Genomic DNA, 19,592 nt, shown 5'->3' on the forward strand with positions numbered 1-19,592 from the left:
ATTGACTAAGACAAACAGGCTCAAAATATTTTTGTCAAAAACTCAAGATATATAGTCAAACCACCTCATTATTCTTAAAAGTGAAGGGTGACTATAGATAAAAAAATTTAAAAACAGTCAGATCAAAATAATCCTGCATTCACCTAGAAAATAACACTGCTCGCATATCCATTTAATCAACATCAAGCATCATCCATACATCGCTCAGATCTTGCGCCAAGCTAAATAAGATACCTCGGCCATATAGACACCAAGAAAACTAGCAATTTTCACCAACTGCTCAAAGTAAATTGCCATTGTTAAATATTTTCTATGCATTACATTGAGGAAAAATTAAAATTCATTGAGGACGAGGATGAAAGCAGGACGAGCAAGTAAAACTGCTGAAGCGGCAGCAGCAATTAGGGCCAATCACCATTTAAATGCCAACGATCCCGTATTCTCTGACCCTTATGCATTTGAAATGACCAATTCACAATGGCGCTTACTTTTAAATAACGCCCTTCTACGTAAAGCGTTAAATTCCAATTTGATGAATCAAACTTTTGGTAAATTGACTGGACAAGTGGTTGGACGTTCTCGCTATACAGAAGATCTTTTAAAGCAAGCGATTGAACATGATCATATTCAACAGTATGTATTGGTTGGCGCTGGTCTAGACTCTTTTGTATTACGCTTGGCCCAGCAATACCCTCAACTCAAAATATTTGAAATTGATCATCCTGATACACAAAGAACCAAATTAGAAAAATTAAAAAAGCTCAGTAATACAGGTGAGCTCCCAAGCAATGTGGAATTTGTAGGGATTGATTTTGAAAAAGAAAAATTGTCTGATGCTTTGGCGCGTAGTGGATTTCAAAATACCCAAGCTGCATTTTTTTCATGGCTGGGCACAACCCATTATTTAACCCCACAAGCAACCCTAGCAACCTTACACAACATTGCAGCCTTTACTGGCAAAAATAGCCAAGTCGTGATGGATTATTCGATTGATTATAGAGCCTTACAAGGTATTGAGCGTTTGGGTAGCTTCGCAGTGTCACAGTTTACCCGTTTCTTAAAAGAGCCGTTGATTGGTGCGTTTTCTTCGCAAGCATTGCATCATGCAGTTGCAATGATGGGTTATCAGGTGGTTGAAGATTTATCAGGTAAAGACATTACCCATCGTTACTTTAACCATCGTGCTGATCATATTCGTCATACCCATGCCACGCATTTGATCCATTTAAAAATAGGTTAATACTTGAATACCAGCCAAGGCATCGCTGAAGAATTGATGTTTAAACCCAATGCACTGAATATTTTTTAATTGCTGATCAAGATCTAAGTTCAATCTAAGGTTACAATACGCGCTCTAGCCTTTGCACTTAAGCTTTTGTACTCCCATGACTGACGCTATTCACTCCCCCGTAAAACACTGGTGCGAATTTGAGTTTATTTCTAAGACTGTGAAAAATCCCAATATTCATATTAAAGGAAATTATTCTTATTATTCGGCATATTGGGATCAGGGATTTGAACGTTGCGTGGTGCGTTATTTGCATGATAAGCCATCAACTGTAGAGAAACCAATTGACCAGTTATATATTGGTAACTTTGTTTGTTTTGGGGCGGAATGTGTGATCATGATGGGTGGTAATCAATTACATCGCCCTGACTGGATTTCTACATTTCCTTTTGATACCCGTAGCTTTTTACCCGCTGGGGATACGGTGATTGGCGATGGTTGTTGGATTGGCAGTCGTGCCATGATTATGCAAGGGGTAACGCTAGGTGAAGGTGCCATCGTTGCTACAGGTGCAGTCGTCACTCAAGACGTGCCAGCGTATGCAATTGTCGGTGGTGTACCGACAAAAATCATTAAATATCGGTTTTCTCAAGATCAGATTGAAAAATTACAGTCAGTTAAATTGTATGATTTAGATGAGAAGCAAATTCTAAAAATTCGAGAGCGATTACAAAGCGATGATATCAATCAATTGATTGAGTTTTTAAAAGCAGCAGAATAATTTCCTCGGTATAGGTTAATAATCACACAGAAAGAAAAAAGGGCTAAATATCAATTTAGCCCTTTTGCAAAGATTAAAATCTTTTGCTATACATCAGAATTTAACACAACATTTTGCTGTGCATTTTTTAACTTTCGTTGTTTCAGATAATAAGCAAGCATCAAACAAAGAATCCATGCTGGAATCATCATTACCGCAATACGCATATTCTCGGTGAATGACATTACCACCAGAATACCCAACATAAAGATAATGCAAAGATAATTACTGAATGGATAAGCAATACTTGGAAACTTGGTGGTCTGCCCTTGTGTTTGCATGGCTTTACGGAACTTTAAATGCGTCCATGAAATAACCACCCAGTTAATCACAATTGCAGCAACCACCAACATCATCAATAAACCAAATGCTTTTTCTGGAAATGCATAATTGAGTAGTACACATAAAACTGTGACAAAAGCTGAAACATAAACCGCATTGGTTGGAATACCACGCTTATTAATATGCTTAAGGAACTTCGGTGCATTACCCTGTTGCGCCAAACCAAGTAACATCCGACTACTACAATAACTGGTCCCGTTATACACCGAAACAGCTGCGGTAAGGATGACAAAATTCAGTAAGGTCGCAACACCATGACTATCCAGTGAAGCAAATACCATTACAAATGGGCTACCGCCTTCTGCCATTTGGTTCCATGGGAAAAGTGCAAATAAGATAAACAGTGTTGCAATATAGAAAATCAAAATACGATAAATAATTTGATTGACTGCTTTAGGCAGAGTTTTATCAGGATCACGCGCTTCTGCTGCAGTAATACCAAATAGCTCAATCCCACCAAAGGCAAAAATAATCACAGCCATTGCCATGACTAAACCTTCCACACCAAATGGGAAAAAACCGCCCAATGCCCAAAGGTTACTAATGCTTGCCTGTGGCCCTGCTGTACCTGTTGCAAGTAAGTAGGAACCAAAGCCGATCATGGCTAAGATTGCCAAAATTTTGACAATAGAGAACCAAAACTCCATTTCGCCAAAAAATTTAACATGCAATAAGTTGATACCGTTGATTAAAACAAAAAACACCAATGCTGAAATCCAAGTCGGAATTTCAGGCCACCAATATTGAATATAAAGACCAATTGCGCTCAGCTCTGCCATACATACCAAAACATTGAGTACCCAATAATTCCAGCCAGACATAAAACCTGCAAATGAGCCCCAGTATTTGTAGGCAAAGTGACTAAATGAACCACTGACGGGTTCTTGAACCACCATTTCACCTAACTGTCGCATCATTAAAAACGCAATAAATCCAGCAATCGCATAACCGAGTATGACTGAAGGACCTGCAAGCTTAATCGATTGCGAAATACCCAGAAACAATCCTGTACCAATAGCACCACCTAGCGCGATAAGCTGGATGTGCCGATTGCTTAAACCATGTTTCAGGTTTCCTTGCTCATGTTTTGACATATGATTATTCTCATCCTTGTCTCGTAATTTTTGTATTCAAAATTACGTATATCATAAGTTAATCAAAAATGCCTATATCTAATCGAAAAATAATTGATTTACTTTTCTCATAACCGCGCATATAAGCAGAAAATTCAACAAATAACAATTATTATGAATTATGTAATCAAATTATGTATTGCGTAATTAAATATTTTCAGTATGATAGAAATGATAAGACACTGACAACTTGCTTGAGTCATTTGAACAAGGCATCTAAATAGCTTTATATTTATTTGTTTTTCAAATACTTAAGAAAATACATTAAAGATTTTGATCACCCCTAACAAAATTAAAGACAAGGAAAGCAAATCATGAACTCACATTTAACTTGTTTTCTTGAAATTGACTCACAATCAGATTTCACAATACATAATTTGCCCTACGGTATTTTTAGTGAAACACCCCAAGGCACAAAACGAGTGGGTGTTGCCATTGGAGATTGGGTCATAGACCTTGCCCACTTAGAGGTACATGGACTATTAGTGATCAATGGACATCAAGATTGTTTTAATCAAGCGACACTGAATAAATTTATAGAAACGGGTAAACACAACTGGCAAAAGGTTCGTACTACATTACAAAGTCTACTCTCTGCTGAAAATCCAATACTTCGTGATGATGTGGTTTTACGCCAAAACGCATTGTTTAAGCAAAATACAGTCACTTTACACTTACCTATTCAAGTCTCTGGCTATACAGATTTCTACTCGTCCAAAGAACATGCTACCAATGTCGGAACCATGTTTAGAGATCCAAAGAATGCATTGCTTCCAAACTGGAGCGAACTTCCTGTGGGATATAATGGTCGTGCCAGCTCTGTGATTGTCAGTGGCAAAGATATTGTTCGCCCTTCTGGGCAAATCAAATTACCAGATCAAGAACGCCCTGTTTTCTCTGCAACACGTAAACTCGATTTTGAATTAGAAACTGCCTTTATCGTTGGTAAAGCGACTGAATTGGGTGAGCCTATCGCGATTGCAGATGCTTGGGAGCATATTTTTGGTATGGTTTTGCTCAATGATTGGTCGGCACGTGATATTCAACAATGGGAATACGTACCATTAGGCCCGTTTAATGCCAAGACTTTTGCAAGTGCAATTTCACCTTGGGTAGTGACCATGCAAGCACTGGAACCATTTAAAGTCAAAGGTCCAGAACAACAGCCTAAACCACTTTGCTATTTAGAGGAAAATATTGCCAACAGCTATGATATTCACCTCAGTATTGAAGTTCAAAGCCCTCAATCAGCACACGCTGATGTAATTTGCCAAACCAACTTTAAATATATGTATTGGTCAATGGCACAGCAACTCACCCACCACACGATTGCAGGTTGCAATGTCCAAGTCGGTGACTTGATGGGTTCAGGCACAATTTCAGGTCCTACAGAAGATGCTTATGGTAGTTTGCTTGAACTGACATGGAATACCACCAAACCGCTAACCCTCTCGAATGGCGAAAAACGTGGTTTCTTGCAAGATGGTGACCGTGTTGTGATGAAAGGCTATTGTGAAAAAGCAGGGATCAGAGTGGGCTTTGGTGAAGTTGCTAATAGCATTTTGCCAGCACGCCAGTTTAGCTTTCATCAAACAGAAGACTTGAGCTATGAAACTGTATAGTTATTTCCGTAGCTCTGCGGCTTATCGGGTTCGGATTGCACTGAACCTCAAACAACTGAGTTATGAAATACAGCCCGTGCATTTGGTCAAGAATGAGCAACTGCTAGAGTGTTACCAAGCACTTAATCCAAGTCAGTGTGTTCCAACTTTAGTGGATGAAGATCAAAGCTTTTTACAGTCACTCAGTATTTTGGAATATCTGGAAGAACGTTATCCAGCAATTTCATTATTGCCTGAAAATATCATCACACGTAGTAAAGTACGTGCTTTTGCACAAGCGATCGCCTGCGATATTCATCCGTTAAATAATTTAAGAGTCTTAAAGTATTTACAACATGATCTCAGTCTCAGTGACGAACAAAAAAAACACTGGTACCAACACTGGATCATAGCGGGCTTTAACAGCTTAGAAGCCCAACTAAAAGATTCAAATGGGCAATTCTGTTTTGGTACACAACCGACATTTGCAGACTGTTGTTTGATTCCTCAAGTCTATAACGCCAAACGCTTTAAAATTGATTTAAGCGCTTTTGCAAAGATTGAGTCAATTAGTCAACACTGTTTAACCCTTCCTGCCTTCTTCAATGCAGCCCCAGAACAACAACCAGATTGGGAATAGAGATAAAGGAGTTTTATCATGAGCTTTGCGATTAAAAAAATTCACCATGTGGCTTATCGTTGTAAAGATGCCAAAGAAACCGTGGAATGGTATAAAAAAATGCTCAATATGGATTTTATTTTGGCCTTTGCTGAAGACCATGTGCCTTCGACCAAAGCCTTTGATCCGTATATGCATTTATTCTTAGATGCTGGACAAGGCAATGTATTGGCATTTTTTGAACTGCCCACTCAACCCGATATGGGGCGTGACGAAAATACCCCTCAATGGGTTCAACATATCGCATTTGAAGTTGAAGACCTCGATACGTTATTGATTGCAAAAGAGCATCTTGAAACACAGGGTGTTAAAGTTCTTGGTGTCACCAACCATGGCATTTTCCACTCGATTTATTTCTTTGACCCCAATGGTCATCGTTTAGAACTGACCTATAACGATGTGCATGCAGATGCAAAAATCGCACGAATTACCGAAGAAATGAAATTAGAAATGCTGGATGAGTGGAGCCGTACCAAACGTGCGCCTCAACATACTCATTTTTTGCATGAAGACGAATTGGGCGCATAATCATGCTCAATTGAGTATATATGGGTGCCAAAGCCAACTGAGTACTTACTCAGTTTATTAATCGTATGTTTCGTGATTTGGCATCCTAGATCTAGTTGAACACGATATTAAGCAGCTTTAATGGCACACAATGCTAGTTTTGCTGAATCTTAAGCAATAACAGCAATCAGCATTTAAAATATTGCTGTGGGACAATGCTAGAATTCATCGGTATTGAAGCCTTGTGACTCCAATACCGATTTTTATCGACTTAACTTTAATGGTCTAGATCTTTTGATGATGTACTGTTGTTTAATAAATCATATGCAGCACTTCAAAAACAATTGTATGCTGATAACATTCATTGAGACTCTGTTGAGATTTCATTTAAAAAGATAAGTTCTATTTTGTACAATGCTCAGGCACTATGTGTTAAATATGTAAATCAAATATCGACAGCACATCAAAACTGCTAGATCGTATGCAGATTAAGGGTTATTCAATGATTGAAGAAAAGTTGTCTGGTGGGGTTCAATCACTTGAGGTGGGCTTAGCCGTTCTCAATGCCCTTTTGGAACATAATAAGCCGATTATTTTAAAAGAGCTGTCGAGTAAACTTGATATGCATCCAGCCAAGGTACATCGTTATCTTGTCAGTTTGATTCGGATGAATTATGCAAAACAACTTGAGGGTGGTCAGTATGCGCTTGGTGATCAAGCTTGGCGTTTAGGTTTAAACTGTATCCAACACACTGATGTTTTACAGCTTGTTCAGCACCTTATTTATGAACTACAAAGTAAAATTGGTTGCGGGATTCAAATCAGCAAATGGTCACCTAAAGGCCCATTAGTTGTACAGTCGATTGAATCAAATCATCCGATTTCAATTGTGACCAAAGTCGGTTCGATCATGCCTTTAGTAAATTCAGCTGCTGGGCGGGTTTTTGCCTCCTATTTACCCGAAGCGCTAATCAAACCATTGATGCACTCTGAATGGGAAAAAGCAACGCTGAACCATAGTCAGGTCAAACCCACCAACTGGGACGAATTTCTTGTTTTAAAAGAAAATACTTTACAGCAAGGTATGGCAATTGCCCAAGGTGACTTACTTGTTGGTATCAATGCTGTGGGTTTACCTATTTTCAACGCTCATCTTGCAATGGAATTTTGTATTGTTGCATTAGACAGTGAAATGTTTTTACCAGTCAACGCGGGTAGTGAAAAACTTGAACTATTTAAACGTGAAGTTGCTGCGATGAATCAATACATACAAACACGTTAATTTTTTAGTGAAAGATCGCAAAAAGCCAAGAATTAAATTCTTGGCTTTTTTGTATTGAGTACGATTTTGTTATTTGGCTTCTAATACACCACGGCGAATTTGGTCACGTTCAATTGATTCAAACAATGCCTTAAAGTTGCCCTCACCAAAACCATCGTCGTCTTTACGTTGGATAAATTCAAAGAATACAGGTCCAAGCATATTTTCAGAGAAAATCTGTAATAACAGTTTTTTCTGACCGTCTTTGGTATTGCCATCTAACAGAATACCGCGCTTTTGCAGCTCTTCTGTCGGTTCACCATGATCAGGTAAACGATCTTTTAACATTTCATAATAAGTTTCAGGAGGTGCCGTCATAAATTTCAGCCCTAAACCTTTTAACTTATCCCATGTTGAAATTAAGTCATCGGTAATAAAAGCAATATGTTGAATGCCTTCACCATTAAAGTCAGCCAAAAACTCGGCAATTTGCCCATTGCCTTTGTCTGAGTCTTCATTCAAAGGAATACGAATCATCCCATCAGGTGCAGTCAGCGCCTTAGAAGTTAAACCCGTATATTCACCTTTGATATCGAAATAGCGAATTTCTTGGAAGTTAAAGATTTTTTCATAGAAATTTGCCCAATAATCCATGCGTCCTTTATAGACATTATGGGTTAAATGATCAATTTCATTTAAACCAGCTCGACGTGGATTTCGATTTTCGTCATCAAAGAATACAAAATCATTTTCATAAATATCACGATCGACCAAGAAAATTGGCATACCGCCTATTCCTTTAATCGCTGGGATATTTAATTCCATTGGTCCTGCTTGCGAATACATTGGCTCTGCGCCAAGTTCAATTGCATTTTTAAAAGCTTTAGCTGCATCACGCGTTCTAAAACCCATTGCACATGCTGATGGGCCATGTTCTTTAAAGAAGAATGATGCATAAGATTCAGGTTGATAATTCAAGATAATATTAATATTACCCTGACGCCATAAATAAACTTTTTTTGATTTATGCTTTGCGACTTTAGCAAAACCAATTGCTTCAAAGATTTGATCTAATCCATTTTCCGTCGAAACAAACTCAATAAATGCAAAGCCACATAGTTCTAATGGGTTATCTAAAATATCCATCTAGTTTCCCTTATTTGAATAAATTCATCCGTTTTTTAATGCCGAGAAAAGATCACAGGTATTTAGGTCAATCGACAAAATATCCTGATTTGAACTCTTCCTTTCCATAATTTAGTCCATGTAAAGCGCTAACCTTGAGCTGTATTTACACTGACGCTTAACTCTAAATTTATCCTACAAGAAAGCTTAAATTTATGCAATACATAATCAAATTATGTTATGTGTAATTTTATTTCTTATTATAATAACCTCGAGCACACTATTTTCGCGCAAATAGCATTACATTATTATGAGACTTTTCTACTAGCTTTGATGTTTCAGGTTGAAAAGCGTCCCAACTTAAATCGTTATTTATCGTCCTTTAAAATTTGGCTTATCTTTCATTAAAAAAGCGCGAACACCTTCTAAAAAATCTGCTGACTGCCCTGCCTGTCTTTGCAAATCCTGCTCAACTTTAACTTGGCTAGTAAAATCATTTTGCATGCTGACCCGCATCGCTTGCTTAATCAAGGCAAAACTCAGGCTGGCTTGGCTTGCCAAATGCTCAGCTAAAGCAACAACCTCTATCTGTAACTGATCATCTTCTACCACTTTATAAATCATTCCCAATCGTTCAGCTTCATCTGCACTGATTTTTTCGGCAGTCAGCATCAATGCTTTGGCCTTGGCAAAGCCGATCATACGCGGCAATAACCAAGTTGCACCACAGTCTGGAATTAAGCCAATTTTACTAAAGATTTGTGAAAAGCTTGCAGACCTTGCTGCAATCACGATATCACATAACAATACTAAGCTCGCTCCCGCACCAGCTGCAACGCCATTTACAGCACAGATGATCACTTTTGGTAGTGTATTGATGAGCGCTAATAAGGGATTAAAGTATTTTTCCAAGACCAAACCCAAGTCTATAGCACCGCTATCAAATAAATCTGGGTTTATCGCCTGACCTGCACAAAATGCTTTTCCAATCGCAGCAATCACAATAATGCGGATTTCGGTATCATCTTTCCATTGTGTTAAGACCTCTACAATTTCAAGGCACATTTGCGGTGTAAAGCTATTGAATTGTTCAGGCCGATTTAAGCTCAAATATCCAACTGCATTTTTTTCTTCGACTATAATTGTTTGATATTCCATTGTCTTTTCCTTTTAATCCATGGTTTAAATTGTAAGGTCCTATTATTTTCAGTATTTATATTTAAAAACATTTTAAAGGAAGAACTGGATTTACAATTTGCCAATTGTTTCATTCAGCCTCTATATTTTCTCAATTGTGTATGGCTTTTGTTTAAACAATTTAAAGCTTTATTTTGATCATGCTTGATTGCATCTCGATCTTTATTTTATTGATTGATTTATCTTTTTATTCAGCTGCATTTGCAAGTAAAAAAACGATGTAACTTGATGCCAATGCTTTTAATTAAATTTATGATATTTATATGAATTATCCCTACACATTTACTCGGTTTTATTCATCTCATATTCACGTTATGATGATTCTATAGACTTAGAATTGTAATAAATATTCAACTCAGCTTTTCGGTAAAATAAGGAAAATAGACATGGCTTATCAAAATATCCTCGTTCCTGTTGATGGTTCAGAAACCTCATTATCTGTTGTGAAACATGCGGTTGAATTTGCCAAAGCATTTAACAGTAAAATCACGGTTGTACAGGTGATGACTTTAGACCCTTATATTGCATCAGAATATTTGGCGCATGGTCAAAGCAATATGCTGATTGAGCGTGCTCGTGAATTTATTCAATCCAATATCAATGTGGCAAAAGATCAATTTGCCGCAGAAGGCGTGCAAGTTGAAACACGTTTACTCGAAGGCGAAAATATTGCACATACCTTAAATCAAGCTGTACAGGATTTAAAAATTGATTTGGTCATTCTCAGTTCACATGGCCGTACCGGACTGAAAAAAATTATTATGGGCAGTGTAGCGCAAAGCTTATTAACTGAATTACAAATCCCTGTTTTAGTAATTAAATAATTTTCACCGTTTGTTTTAAACATTCCTCACTATCTTTATAGTGAGGAACTAAGGTGACCATTGATATTTTTTTAGATTTATTTTGCCATCAATAACCACAACATCCTCAGCCAATAACTTTGCAGTCTGAATACACATTCCCTTCTCATCCAGCTTTTTTAGGCTGATTCGCCCTTGTGAATTAACCACGCGATACCAAGGGATATCATGATCTTCAGGTAACTGTCCTAATACACGCCCAACCAACCGTGCATGTTTGGGTAAGCCTGCATATTTGGCAACTTGACCATAACTGGCAACTTTACCTTGGGGAATTTGTATGATGACATTTAAAATCATCTGAGCGAGTTCATGATTTGACATTTTTTAGATCAATCAAATAATAAAAAATAATATTCATAAGCATCTTGGCAAACAGCGTTAAATTGACTTTGAAAATAGGCTTTCAACATTTTAGGCAAATGTAATTTGACTGTACATAATCTAATCTTAAATCGTACCTCAAATACAACAACAAGAGTATTCAAAGATGAAAGGAATCTTCAACAAACTGATTTTATCGACGGCTTTGGTAATGGGTTCTGTGGTAACAGTAGGCTTATCAACCACAAGCTATGCTGCCCCAGCGATTGACATTCAAAGTGTGCTTCAACAAGAACGTGCATGGGCGGGCATGGAAACCAAACGTGTAAAAGTCGGTGATATTGATTGGGCCTATAGTGAAGGCGGACCAGCTGGCAAACCTACCATTATGCTTGTTCATGGACTAGCTGGAAGTCGTGATAACTGGAATCGTGTGGCACGTTACTTAACGCCTTATTATCATGTGATTATTCCTGATCTTCCAGGTCAAGGTGACAGTAAAGTCCCTAATGATTTTGATTATTCATTGCCCAATCTCACTGAAAAATTACGTCGTTTTGCTGAAGCCATTAAAGTAGACAATGGTTTAAATATCGCTGGTCACTCGATGGGTGGCTCGATTTCCTTACTTTACGCAGCACAATACCCTGTTGATACCAAATCTTTATTTTTAATTGATAGTGCAGGTGTATTTAAATCTGCCAATACTCCTTATTTAAAAGATCCGACAACTTTACGTAATATGATTGTCAGCAAACCTGGCGATTTTGATCGTTTAATGAAAATTGCCACCAGTCTACCGCCTTTTATTCCTAAAGAATTAAAAGATGCTCAAGAGAAATTGATGATCAGCCAATCAGCAAACACCACCAAATTGGTTGAACAGCTGATTGTCATGTCTAAATTATTTACCCCAGATTCTTTTGCCATTGCAGCACGTTCGATTGACCAGCCAGTATTGATTGCATGGGGAGATAAAGACCAAATTATCAATGTTGAAGCTGCAGCTGAACTCAAAGGCCTATTGAAAAATGCACAAGAGCCAATCATTCTAAAAGGAGTCGGGCATTTACCGATTTTAGAACAAGAGCAACTTCTGGTGAAACCTTACCTCGATTTCTTAGGCAAAAACGCAAAATAACAGCTCCAATAAAAAAGCCAGTATTGTTACTGGCTTTTTTATTGCGACAAACCTTTAAGAATATTGAAGTTTTAGTTGCTCAATTTTATGCCTTAACTATTCATTTGGCAGAATGCGCTGCATTTAGAAGTTACCTGGATTTTCCAATCGCTTCATTTCTTGCGCTTTTTCAGGATGATGTACAGAGGCCACACCATCTGCAGCTTTCTTGTCAACCAACGCTTCTGGGTTATAAATGGTGATGGTTTCATACCCTTCGTTATCTTCACCCACAATATATTTAATGCCTTTACGGTTCATTTTATTGCACATGCGCTGATACCAACCTTTGAAACCTTGGGTTTCTTCATTTGGATTGTAATAAAAGGCATTCATGACTGCAGGTAAACCCAAACCACAGACGACACCTGAAAGTAATACGCTGATAAAGGTATAACCAATTAGAATACTACTGTAGTCACGTAACTCAGGGACGTTTGCCACAGCAAGGATCAATGCAAGTGAAATCCCCCCACGAACCCCTCCCCAAGAAAGAATAGCCAGACTACCGTTATAGCTTTTTTTGCGGAATGATGGGAAAAATGCAAAAGCTAAGAAATTTGCGGCAAAACGAGAGAGATGCAAAGCAAAGAAAGCAAAAATACCACCAAGAATCAAACTTGTGCTTAAATCTAAAATAAAGATTTCTAGACCAATCAAGGTAAAGAGAAAAGAATTAATAATCCCTTCTACCGTATGCCAAAAATGATTGACCTCACGAATTTCACGATCCTGTAAAATTTCTTTCCATTTATTACCTACAATTAAACCACCGATCACACAGGCAATCGGAGCGGATGCATGGGCAAATAATGCAACCAGATAAGAACCACATGCCAATAATGCAGTGGTAAGAATCAAGGACTCCATCTCATGTTTACCACGTAATAAACGCAAGATTCCCAGACCAAAAGCCCAACCAATGATGACAGCAACCACAATCTCATATAAGAAAGTTTGTAGCGTTGCCATTAAACTAAAATGCTCTCCTTCGAGGACATTTAATAATGTCATGAAGACTGCGATACACATTGCATCGTTAAATAAGGACTCGCCTTCCAACTTAACAATCAGATGATGCGGTGCACGTACTGAACTGAGCACACCTTTGATCCCAATCGGATCTGTCGCACCTAAGGCAGAACCCAATAACAATAAAACTAAAATTGGAACGGGATTGCCAATCAAGAATTGAAAACCAAACACCAATCCTGCAAAAAATACAGCACAGAGCAGTAAAGCAATCGTTGCCAAGATACTGATCGGCTTCCAATAAACTTTTAAATCTGAAACCTTAAATTTAAGTGCTGAAGAGGTCAAAATGAAGCAAATGACACCATTGACTAAAAAATCATAAAAATCGACATGCCGTACAGCTTCTTCAATATTATGAATATTAATCGAGATAAATTGATTGCCATTGAGTAAGCTGGCACCCCATTGCAAAATAAAGACAAAAATTGCTGAAACAATGGGAACACCAATGGCTTGAGGGAAACCTAATATTCGCTTATTAAAAATTGTAGTCGCAATAGAAAGCGCAAAAATGACTGTAAAGACCTGAAGAAAGAAATAGTTACCCATCCGAAACCTGTTTTAGATTTTTAATTTAAATGCACATCAAACACTCAATCATTTTTTTATAAAATATAAAATAAGAGACCATTTAACAATCTAGATAATTGTACAAAAAAAACTGAAATATGATGATTACTGGTTATATTTTTTAACATAAAAAGCGCTTAAAAAAAATTGATTGAGAAAAAAAGAGAACATGATGTTCTCTTCTTTAACCCAACAATCTATAGCTGTCTATTTAAAGGTATCACACGCATTGATATCACCAGAATTCATACCGATGTTAAACCATTGCATACGTTGCTGACTGGTGCCATGCGTAAAGCTGTCTGGTACCGCATAACCACGTGCTTTTTTCTGCAAGTAGTCATCACCAATTTTTTCAGCAGCATCCATCGCCTCTTCAATATCACCCTGTTCTAAAAACTGCGTGCGTTGTTGTGTACGATTGGCCCAAACCCCAGCCAAACAATCCGCTTGTAATTCTAAACGTACTGAAAGTTGATTGCCCTGAGTTTCACTGGCACGCTGGCGTGCTTGTTGAACCTGAGTCGATATTCCCAATAAATTCTGTACATGATGCCCAACTTCATGCGCAATCACATAAGCTTGTGCAAAATCACCCGCTTCATCTTTAGCTGAAAGCTCAGATTGATTTTTTTCCCCAGAGATGCCCATCTGTTGGCGCATATCTTTAAAGAATTGGGTATCGATATACACTTTTTGATCTGCTGGGCAATAAAATGGCCCCATTGCAGATTGAGCTGTACCACAGCCTGATTGTATCGCACCACTAAACATTACCAGTTTAGGTGAAACGTACTGTACACCTTGTTGTTGGAAAATCGGTTTCCAAGTATCTTCGGTATCTGCCAAAACGGTTTTAACAAAAGATGCCGTTTCCTGCTGTTCAGGGGTTAAATTGGTGGGTTCGGAATTTTGACTTGCTCCAGCCGAAGTCACCTGTTTGGTCGCTTGATAGGCTTGCTGTGGGTCAACACCAAAGAATTTCCATGCAACAAAAGCGACGATTAAACCCAGGATACTAATCCCACCCGCTTTTACGCCACCACCGCCACGGCGATCTTCGACATTATCACTTTCTCTACGTCCTTTCCAACGCATAGATCGGTCCTTTTTATTTTAAATTGGCTATCGTTTAGGATGTGCTTTGCATTTAGGTTGTTGTTGATTTACCACGAACTTTTTGAATAAGTCCAACAACCAATACCACGGCTAAACCTGCGACGATACCAATCAGTAAATTGATTAACGTTGGTGTTAATGCACCAATAACACTACCAACAGTTGGAATATGTTGAATATGATCAACGGCTTCTTCTGACCAATGATGCAAAGTTGATACCGCATGGGTGATGATCCCCCCACCGACAAGGAACATTGCGATGGTTCCGACAATCGTTAAGGTTTTCATTAACTTTGGTGCAAATACCAGTAAACCACGGCCAATGCTTTGTTTAATATTTGATGTTTGTTGGGTTAAGTACAAACCTAAATCATCAATCTTTACAATCATAGCGACAAAGCCATAAACACCGACCGTCATTAAAATTGCGATGACAGATAGCACCATCACTTTGGTACCAAATGCTGCCGTCGCAACAGTGCCTAAAGAAATCACCACAATTTCAGCAGAAAGAATAAAGTCTGTGCGTATCGCACCTTTAATTTTATCTTTTTCAAATGTGGCTAAATCAGTTTCGATTTGTTGTAATTCTTCTTGTGCAGCCTCACCTGTTTTAGCTTTTTTATGCTGCAAACTATGTAGAACTTTTTCAACGCCTTCATAGCAAAGAAACAAACCACCAATCATTAACAATGGATTAATCAACCACGGTGCAACCACACTGATCAGCAAAGCCAATGGCACTAAAATTAATTTATTGATAAAGGAGCCTTTCGCGACACCCCATACTACAGGAAGCTCACGCTCTGCTCTTACACCACTCACTTGTTGTGCGTTCAGTGCTAAATCATCACCTAAAACACCCGCAGTTTTTTTAGCCGCCATTTTACTCATGACGGCAACATCATCGAGCACTGCTGCGATATCATCTAATAATATTAATAGACTACTTGCCATTTTTTATCCAAAATTTTAGTTATCCTGTCATTTTAAAGTGAAAATTCATTTTTCTATATAAAATTTTGTAGATTTTCACATTTATTGATAAAAATTGGTTCTACACCATTTTTCGCTGACATTAAAATAAATTATCTCGTACAATAGTGCCCATTCATAAAACACGACTGTCTATACAAAGACTTTGGAAGCGATAATGACGAATCAAGATAATCGTCCTGTGATTTTGACAGGCGACCGTCCTACTGGACAACTACATTTGGGACATTTTGTAGGTTCTTTGCGCTCACGAGTAGGCTTACAAGATTCTCATCATCAACACCTCCTTCTCGCAGATGCTCAAGCTTTAACAGATAATGCGGATAACTTTGAAAAAGTTCGTCGTAATATTCTTGAAGTAGCAACAGACTATTTAGCAGTCGGCATTGACCCAACAAAAACCACAATCTGTGTTCAATCTTGCTTACCCGCGTTGAATGAACTCACCATGTTGTATTTAAACTTTGTGACGGTTTCTCGTTTAGAACGTAACCCAACCATCAAAGCTGAAATTCAATTACGTGGTTTTGAGCGTGATATTCCAGCAGGTTTTCTTTGCTACCCTGTTGCACAAGCTGCCGATATTACTGCATTTAAAGCCACTGTCGTGCCAGTTGGTGAAGACCAAATTCCAATGATCGAACAGACCAATGAAATTGTTCGTCGTTTAAACCGTCAAATTGGACAAGAAGTTTTACCTGAGTGTAAAGCGCTTTTATCCAATATGAGCCGTTTACCTGGCTTTGATGGTAAAGCCAAAATGTCGAAATCATTGGGCAATACCATCGTGTTAGATGCAACAGATAAAGACATCAAAAAAGCAGTCAATGCAATGTATACCGATCCAAACCATCTGCGTATTGAAGATCCAGGTCAGGTTGAAGGAAATATTGTCTTTACTTATTTAGATGCTTTTGATCAAAATAAAGAAGAAGTTGAAGAACTTAAAGCACATTATCGTCGTGGTGGTTTAGGCGATGGTACTGTGAAAAAACGTCTTGAAGGTGTATTAAAAGAGTTGATTACACCAATCCGTGAACGTCGTATGGAACTAGCCAAAGATCCAGATTACATCATGGATATCTTAAAAACTGGTACGGAAAAATGCCGTATCATCACTCAAGATACTTTAGACGAAATCAAAAATGGTTTAGGCGTATTTCATTTCTAAAATGCGCTGATTATCTAAGTAAAAAAAAGCCACTGAATTCAGTGGCTTTTTTTACAACATCTTTTATAACATCATAAATTAATTTTTATGACGCATATGTGGGAATAAGATCACATCGCGGATACTTGCTGCATTGGCAAATAACATCACTAAACGATCGATACCAATACCTTCACCTGCTGTAGGAGGTAAACCGTATTCTAATGCTTCAATAAAGTCAGCATCGAAATGCATTGCTTCATCATCGCCCGCATCTTTTTCAGCAACTTGCGCTTGGAAGCGTTCAGCTTGGTCAATTGGATCATTTAATTCCGAGAAACCATTTGCCAACTCACGACCACCGATAAAGAATTCGAAGCGGTCAGTGATATGTGGATTATCATCATTTCGGCGTGCTAACGGCGAAGTTTCCGCAGGATATTCAGTAATGAATGTCGGCTGACGTAATTGAGTTTCAACAGTTTCTTCAAATACGATGGTTTGTAGTCGACCTAAACCAAAACCTGGTTTAACTTGCTCTTTTAACTCTTCACGAATAAATGTTGCCAAGAATTCACGATCCGAAACATTTTCAGCAGTGAAATTTGGATTATGCTCAAGAATCGCATCAAACATCGAGATTTTCTTAAATGGACCTTTGAAGCTATACACTTCTTCACCATAAGGAACATCTGTTGAACCCAAGATGTCGATTGCTAATTTTTCAAGCATACCCTCTGTCAAAGCCATGAGATCTTTGTAATCAGCATAAGCTTGATAGAATTCAATCATGGTGAATTCTGGGTTATGACGCGTTGAAACACCTTCGTTACGGAAGTTACGGTTAATTTCAAATACACGCTCAAAACCACCAACAACCAAACGTTTTAAGTAAAGCTCAGGTGCAATACGCAAGAATAATGGCATATCTAATGCATTATGGTGTGTTTCAAATGGACGCGCTGACGCACCACCTGGAATCACATGCATCATCGGAGTTTCAACTTCCATAAAACGTTCATTGATGAGATAGTTGCGAATACCTGACACAACTTTTGCACGAATTTCAAAAGTTTTACGTGTTTCTTCATTCACAATTAAGTCTAAATAACGTTTACGGTATTTTACTTCTGTGTCATTCAAACCATGAAACTTGTCTGGAAGTGGACGAAGCGATTTCGTCAATAATTCAAAATGTTCAATATGAACATATAAATCACCTTTGCCAGAACGACCGATATAACCTTGAACAGCAATAATATCGCCAAGATCTAGACTTTTCACAGTTTCTAGAACTTCAGGTGCAAGCTCTTTACGTGGCACATACAATTGAATACGGCCCGTCATGTCTTGAATCACGATAAATGAACCACGGTTCAACATCACACGACCCGCTACAGATACGTGAACTTGCTCGCCTGCTTCAATTTGTTCTTTAGATTGATCTGCAAATTGTTCTTGTAGATCTTGCGCATAATGCTCACGCTTAAATGTGTTTGGCCATGGGCTAACACCGGTTTCCTTGGCGTGATCTTGAATTTGCTTTAACTTGGCATGACGCTGTGCAATTAAATCGTTTTCGGAAATGTGTTGTTCAGAAGTCGATTGAGCGTTATGTTGCGTCATCTCTGCCTCGATTATATTAAAAAACGGAAGTTGCATAGCATAGCAGATTTACAACATAATGCGTATGAATATAACTCTACGAACCATGTAAAAATTAAAAATCATGAATAAATACTGGCAAGGATTCGCCCAAAGTATCATTCTTTTCAATGTTTTGTGGTTTTCAACTGTGGTTGATGCCGAGCAAATCGTTGTTATGAGCAATACTCAAAAAGATCTTCCTATAAAAATTGAAAGCACCAATCTCAATAATCAAGATTATATTTGGCAATTAGAAATCGTTCCAAATCGAACTAGTTTACAAAGCCTAGTCAAATTAATGAATCCACACCCTACTCAAAAAGCACTCAATTTAAGGGCTTTAGAACTGGCAAAAAAACTTACTCTAGATCAATTACCGCAAGTCAGTAATGATTTTAAAAATAAAACCCTCAATTTTGATGAACAAAACATCGCAAAAATAAAATATTATTATGGGAAATACATTCTGTTTATTAAATTTCCAGCCCGCGTCCAATACGCCATAAAACCCAACTTTTCACAAGTACAAAGCGCTTTAGAACCCTTTTGTGACCAAAGTAAGACACCCTCTCAGAATAAAATTAAATTTGATCAACAAGGTAATATCTCGCTCTCAGCAAAATTTTTGGTAGATGCACAAGGGCAAATCCTAAATATCCGTTACACCCCTTTAATTCACGAACAAATGAAATCGATACTGCAACCTTTACTAGAAAAAATTCGCTTCCAACCGCGTAATGAAAATGGTGTGGCAAAATCATTTTCTATTGAACAACCACTGATTATTCAATGCCATTAAACAATAATGAAAGTG

At 38.0% G+C, this 19,592-nt stretch carries 18 protein-coding genes; 10 read left to right on the forward strand and 8 right to left on the reverse strand.

What is annotated here, in order from left to right:
• Window positions 1–355: 355 nt before the first annotated feature.
• Together AC07WY_RS07480 and AC07WY_RS07485 are read left to right on the forward strand one after the other, a co-directional pair.
• Entirely contained in the window at window positions 356–1,240 is an 885-nt protein-coding gene (locus tag AC07WY_RS07480; protein WP_434279143.1) for a class I SAM-dependent methyltransferase, read from the forward strand.
• A gap of 145 nt (window positions 1,241–1,385) precedes the next feature.
• The gene (locus AC07WY_RS07485) at window positions 1,386–2,009 is read left to right on the forward strand and encodes a CatB-related O-acetyltransferase (protein WP_419335377.1); all 624 of its coding nucleotides are present in this window, start codon (window positions 1,386–1,388) and stop codon (window positions 2,007–2,009) included.
• Between the two features lie 86 nt (window positions 2,010–2,095).
• On the opposite strand, the gene AC07WY_RS07490 is transcribed toward AC07WY_RS07485, so the two are convergent.
• Window positions 2,096–3,484, reverse strand: a complete 1,389-nt coding sequence (locus AC07WY_RS07490; protein ID WP_004823234.1) for an amino acid permease — start codon at window positions 3,482–3,484, stop codon at window positions 2,096–2,098.
• Window positions 3,485–3,837: 353 nt separating this feature from the next.
• Between AC07WY_RS07490 and fahA the strand changes: the two genes are divergently transcribed.
• The 4 genes from fahA (at window position 3,838) to AC07WY_RS07510 (ending at window position 7,592) form a co-directional block, all read left to right on the forward strand.
• A complete protein-coding gene (gene fahA / locus AC07WY_RS07495; RefSeq protein ID WP_494736067.1) occupies window positions 3,838–5,145 on the forward strand; it encodes a fumarylacetoacetase in 1,308 nt (435 codons plus the stop codon).
• Entirely contained in the window at window positions 5,132–5,764 is a 633-nt protein-coding gene (gene maiA, locus AC07WY_RS07500; protein ID WP_494736068.1) for a maleylacetoacetate isomerase, read from the forward strand. The genes fahA and maiA overlap by 14 nt, the downstream gene beginning before the upstream one ends.
• Window positions 5,765–5,782: 18 nt before the next feature.
• Window positions 5,783–6,331, forward strand: a complete 549-nt coding sequence (locus AC07WY_RS07505; protein ID WP_262086624.1) for a VOC family protein — start codon at window positions 5,783–5,785, stop codon at window positions 6,329–6,331.
• Window positions 6,332–6,812: 481 nt separating this feature from the next.
• Entirely contained in the window at window positions 6,813–7,592 is a 780-nt protein-coding gene (locus AC07WY_RS07510; protein ID WP_056518097.1) for an IclR family transcriptional regulator, read from the forward strand.
• Between the two features lie 69 nt (window positions 7,593–7,661).
• Here the strand turns inward: AC07WY_RS07510 and hppD are convergent, their stop codons facing one another.
• Entirely contained in the window at window positions 7,662–8,717 is a 1,056-nt protein-coding gene (gene hppD / locus AC07WY_RS07515) for a 4-hydroxyphenylpyruvate dioxygenase (protein WP_494736069.1), read from the reverse strand.
• 351 nt (window positions 8,718–9,068) lie between these two features.
• Window positions 9,069–9,854: an enoyl-CoA hydratase-related protein gene (locus AC07WY_RS07520; protein WP_262086625.1), complete on the reverse strand. Its 786-nt coding sequence runs from the start codon at window positions 9,852–9,854 to the stop codon at window positions 9,069–9,071.
• Between the two features lie 425 nt (window positions 9,855–10,279).
• On the opposite strand from AC07WY_RS07520, the gene AC07WY_RS07525 reads away from it, so the two are divergent.
• Window positions 10,280–10,717: a universal stress protein gene (locus AC07WY_RS07525; RefSeq protein WP_004717364.1), complete on the forward strand. Its 438-nt coding sequence runs from the start codon at window positions 10,280–10,282 to the stop codon at window positions 10,715–10,717.
• A 48-nt stretch (window positions 10,718–10,765) separates the two neighbouring features.
• Here the strand turns inward: AC07WY_RS07525 and AC07WY_RS07530 are convergent, their stop codons facing one another.
• Entirely contained in the window at window positions 10,766–11,080 is a 315-nt protein-coding gene (locus AC07WY_RS07530; protein WP_262086626.1) for an MGMT family protein, read from the reverse strand.
• Between the two features lie 166 nt (window positions 11,081–11,246).
• On the opposite strand from AC07WY_RS07530, the gene AC07WY_RS07535 reads away from it, so the two are divergent.
• Complete coding sequence (locus AC07WY_RS07535; RefSeq protein ID WP_494736070.1) at window positions 11,247–12,221, forward strand: alpha/beta fold hydrolase; 975 nt, start codon at window positions 11,247–11,249, stop codon at window positions 12,219–12,221.
• A gap of 123 nt (window positions 12,222–12,344) precedes the next feature.
• Here the strand turns inward: AC07WY_RS07535 and AC07WY_RS07540 are convergent, their stop codons facing one another.
• The 3 genes from AC07WY_RS07540 to AC07WY_RS07550 all read right to left on the reverse strand — a co-directional run bounded on the left by AC07WY_RS07540 (window position 12,345) and on the right by AC07WY_RS07550 (window position 15,942).
• Window positions 12,345–13,844, reverse strand: a complete 1,500-nt coding sequence (locus tag AC07WY_RS07540) for a cation:proton antiporter (protein WP_494736071.1) — start codon at window positions 13,842–13,844, stop codon at window positions 12,345–12,347.
• Window positions 13,845–14,072: 228 nt separating this feature from the next.
• Window positions 14,073–14,963 carry a KPN_02809 family neutral zinc metallopeptidase gene (gene ypfJ, locus AC07WY_RS07545; RefSeq protein WP_494736072.1) on the reverse strand — a complete coding sequence of 297 codons (891 nt, stop codon included), beginning with the start codon at window positions 14,961–14,963 and terminating at the stop codon, window positions 14,073–14,075.
• Between the two features lie 52 nt (window positions 14,964–15,015).
• On the reverse strand, window positions 15,016–15,942 hold the full coding sequence (locus tag AC07WY_RS07550; protein WP_494736073.1) for a DUF808 domain-containing protein: 927 nt from the start codon (window positions 15,940–15,942) through the stop codon (window positions 15,016–15,018).
• Window positions 15,943–16,138: 196 nt separating this feature from the next.
• On the opposite strand from AC07WY_RS07550, the gene trpS reads away from it, so the two are divergent.
• Window positions 16,139–17,152: a tryptophan--tRNA ligase gene (trpS, locus tag AC07WY_RS07555; protein WP_494736074.1), complete on the forward strand. Its 1,014-nt coding sequence runs from the start codon at window positions 16,139–16,141 to the stop codon at window positions 17,150–17,152.
• Between the two features lie 78 nt (window positions 17,153–17,230).
• Here trpS and lysS read toward each other — a convergent pair whose 3' ends face one another.
• Window positions 17,231–18,757 carry a lysine--tRNA ligase gene (gene lysS, locus AC07WY_RS07560; protein WP_004717379.1) on the reverse strand — a complete coding sequence of 509 codons (1,527 nt, stop codon included), beginning with the start codon at window positions 18,755–18,757 and terminating at the stop codon, window positions 17,231–17,233.
• A 103-nt stretch (window positions 18,758–18,860) separates the two neighbouring features.
• Between lysS and AC07WY_RS07565 the strand changes: the two genes are divergently transcribed.
• Complete coding sequence (locus AC07WY_RS07565; protein WP_004717380.1) at window positions 18,861–19,577, forward strand: hypothetical protein; 717 nt, start codon at window positions 18,861–18,863, stop codon at window positions 19,575–19,577.
• Window positions 19,578–19,592 lie beyond the last annotated feature (15 nt).

It is taken from the genome of Acinetobacter sp. GW821-FHT01C12, from assembly GCF_059422625.1.

What these genes read in the sequence shown, in the direction of transcription:
- AC07WY_RS07525 (WP_004717364.1), top strand. Translation starts at nt 10,280, where the DNA reads ATGGCTTATCAAAATATCCTCGTTCCTGTTGATGGTTCAGAAACCTCA.
- maiA (WP_494736068.1), top strand. Translation starts at nt 5,132, where the DNA reads ATGAAACTGTATAGTTATTTCCGTAGCTCTGCGGCTTATCGGGTTCGG.
- trpS (WP_494736074.1), top strand. Translation starts at nt 16,139, where the DNA reads ATGACGAATCAAGATAATCGTCCTGTGATTTTGACAGGCGACCGTCCT.
- AC07WY_RS07520 (WP_262086625.1), bottom strand. Translation starts at nt 9,854, where the DNA reads ATGGAATATCAAACAATTATAGTCGAAGAAAAAAATGCAGTTGGATAT.
- AC07WY_RS07550 (WP_494736073.1), bottom strand. Translation starts at nt 15,942, where the DNA reads ATGGCAAGTAGTCTATTAATATTATTAGATGATATCGCAGCAGTGCTC.
- lysS (WP_004717379.1), bottom strand. Translation starts at nt 18,757, where the DNA reads ATGACGCAACATAACGCTCAATCGACTTCTGAACAACACATTTCCGAA.
- AC07WY_RS07540 (WP_494736071.1), bottom strand. Translation starts at nt 13,844, where the DNA reads ATGGGTAACTATTTCTTTCTTCAGGTCTTTACAGTCATTTTTGCGCTT.
- AC07WY_RS07530 (WP_262086626.1), bottom strand. Translation starts at nt 11,080, where the DNA reads ATGTCAAATCATGAACTCGCTCAGATGATTTTAAATGTCATCATACAA.
- AC07WY_RS07485 (WP_419335377.1), top strand. Translation starts at nt 1,386, where the DNA reads ATGACTGACGCTATTCACTCCCCCGTAAAACACTGGTGCGAATTTGAG.
- AC07WY_RS07510 (WP_056518097.1), top strand. Translation starts at nt 6,813, where the DNA reads ATGATTGAAGAAAAGTTGTCTGGTGGGGTTCAATCACTTGAGGTGGGC.
- ypfJ (WP_494736072.1), bottom strand. Translation starts at nt 14,963, where the DNA reads ATGCGTTGGAAAGGACGTAGAGAAAGTGATAATGTCGAAGATCGCCGT.
- hppD (WP_494736069.1), bottom strand. Translation starts at nt 8,717, where the DNA reads ATGGATATTTTAGATAACCCATTAGAACTATGTGGCTTTGCATTTATT.
- AC07WY_RS07480 (WP_434279143.1), top strand. Translation starts at nt 356, where the DNA reads ATGAAAGCAGGACGAGCAAGTAAAACTGCTGAAGCGGCAGCAGCAATT.
- fahA (WP_494736067.1), top strand. Translation starts at nt 3,838, where the DNA reads ATGAACTCACATTTAACTTGTTTTCTTGAAATTGACTCACAATCAGAT.
- AC07WY_RS07490 (WP_004823234.1), bottom strand. Translation starts at nt 3,484, where the DNA reads ATGTCAAAACATGAGCAAGGAAACCTGAAACATGGTTTAAGCAATCGG.
- AC07WY_RS07505 (WP_262086624.1), top strand. Translation starts at nt 5,783, where the DNA reads ATGAGCTTTGCGATTAAAAAAATTCACCATGTGGCTTATCGTTGTAAA.
- AC07WY_RS07535 (WP_494736070.1), top strand. Translation starts at nt 11,247, where the DNA reads ATGAAAGGAATCTTCAACAAACTGATTTTATCGACGGCTTTGGTAATG.
- AC07WY_RS07565 (WP_004717380.1), top strand. Translation starts at nt 18,861, where the DNA reads ATGAATAAATACTGGCAAGGATTCGCCCAAAGTATCATTCTTTTCAAT.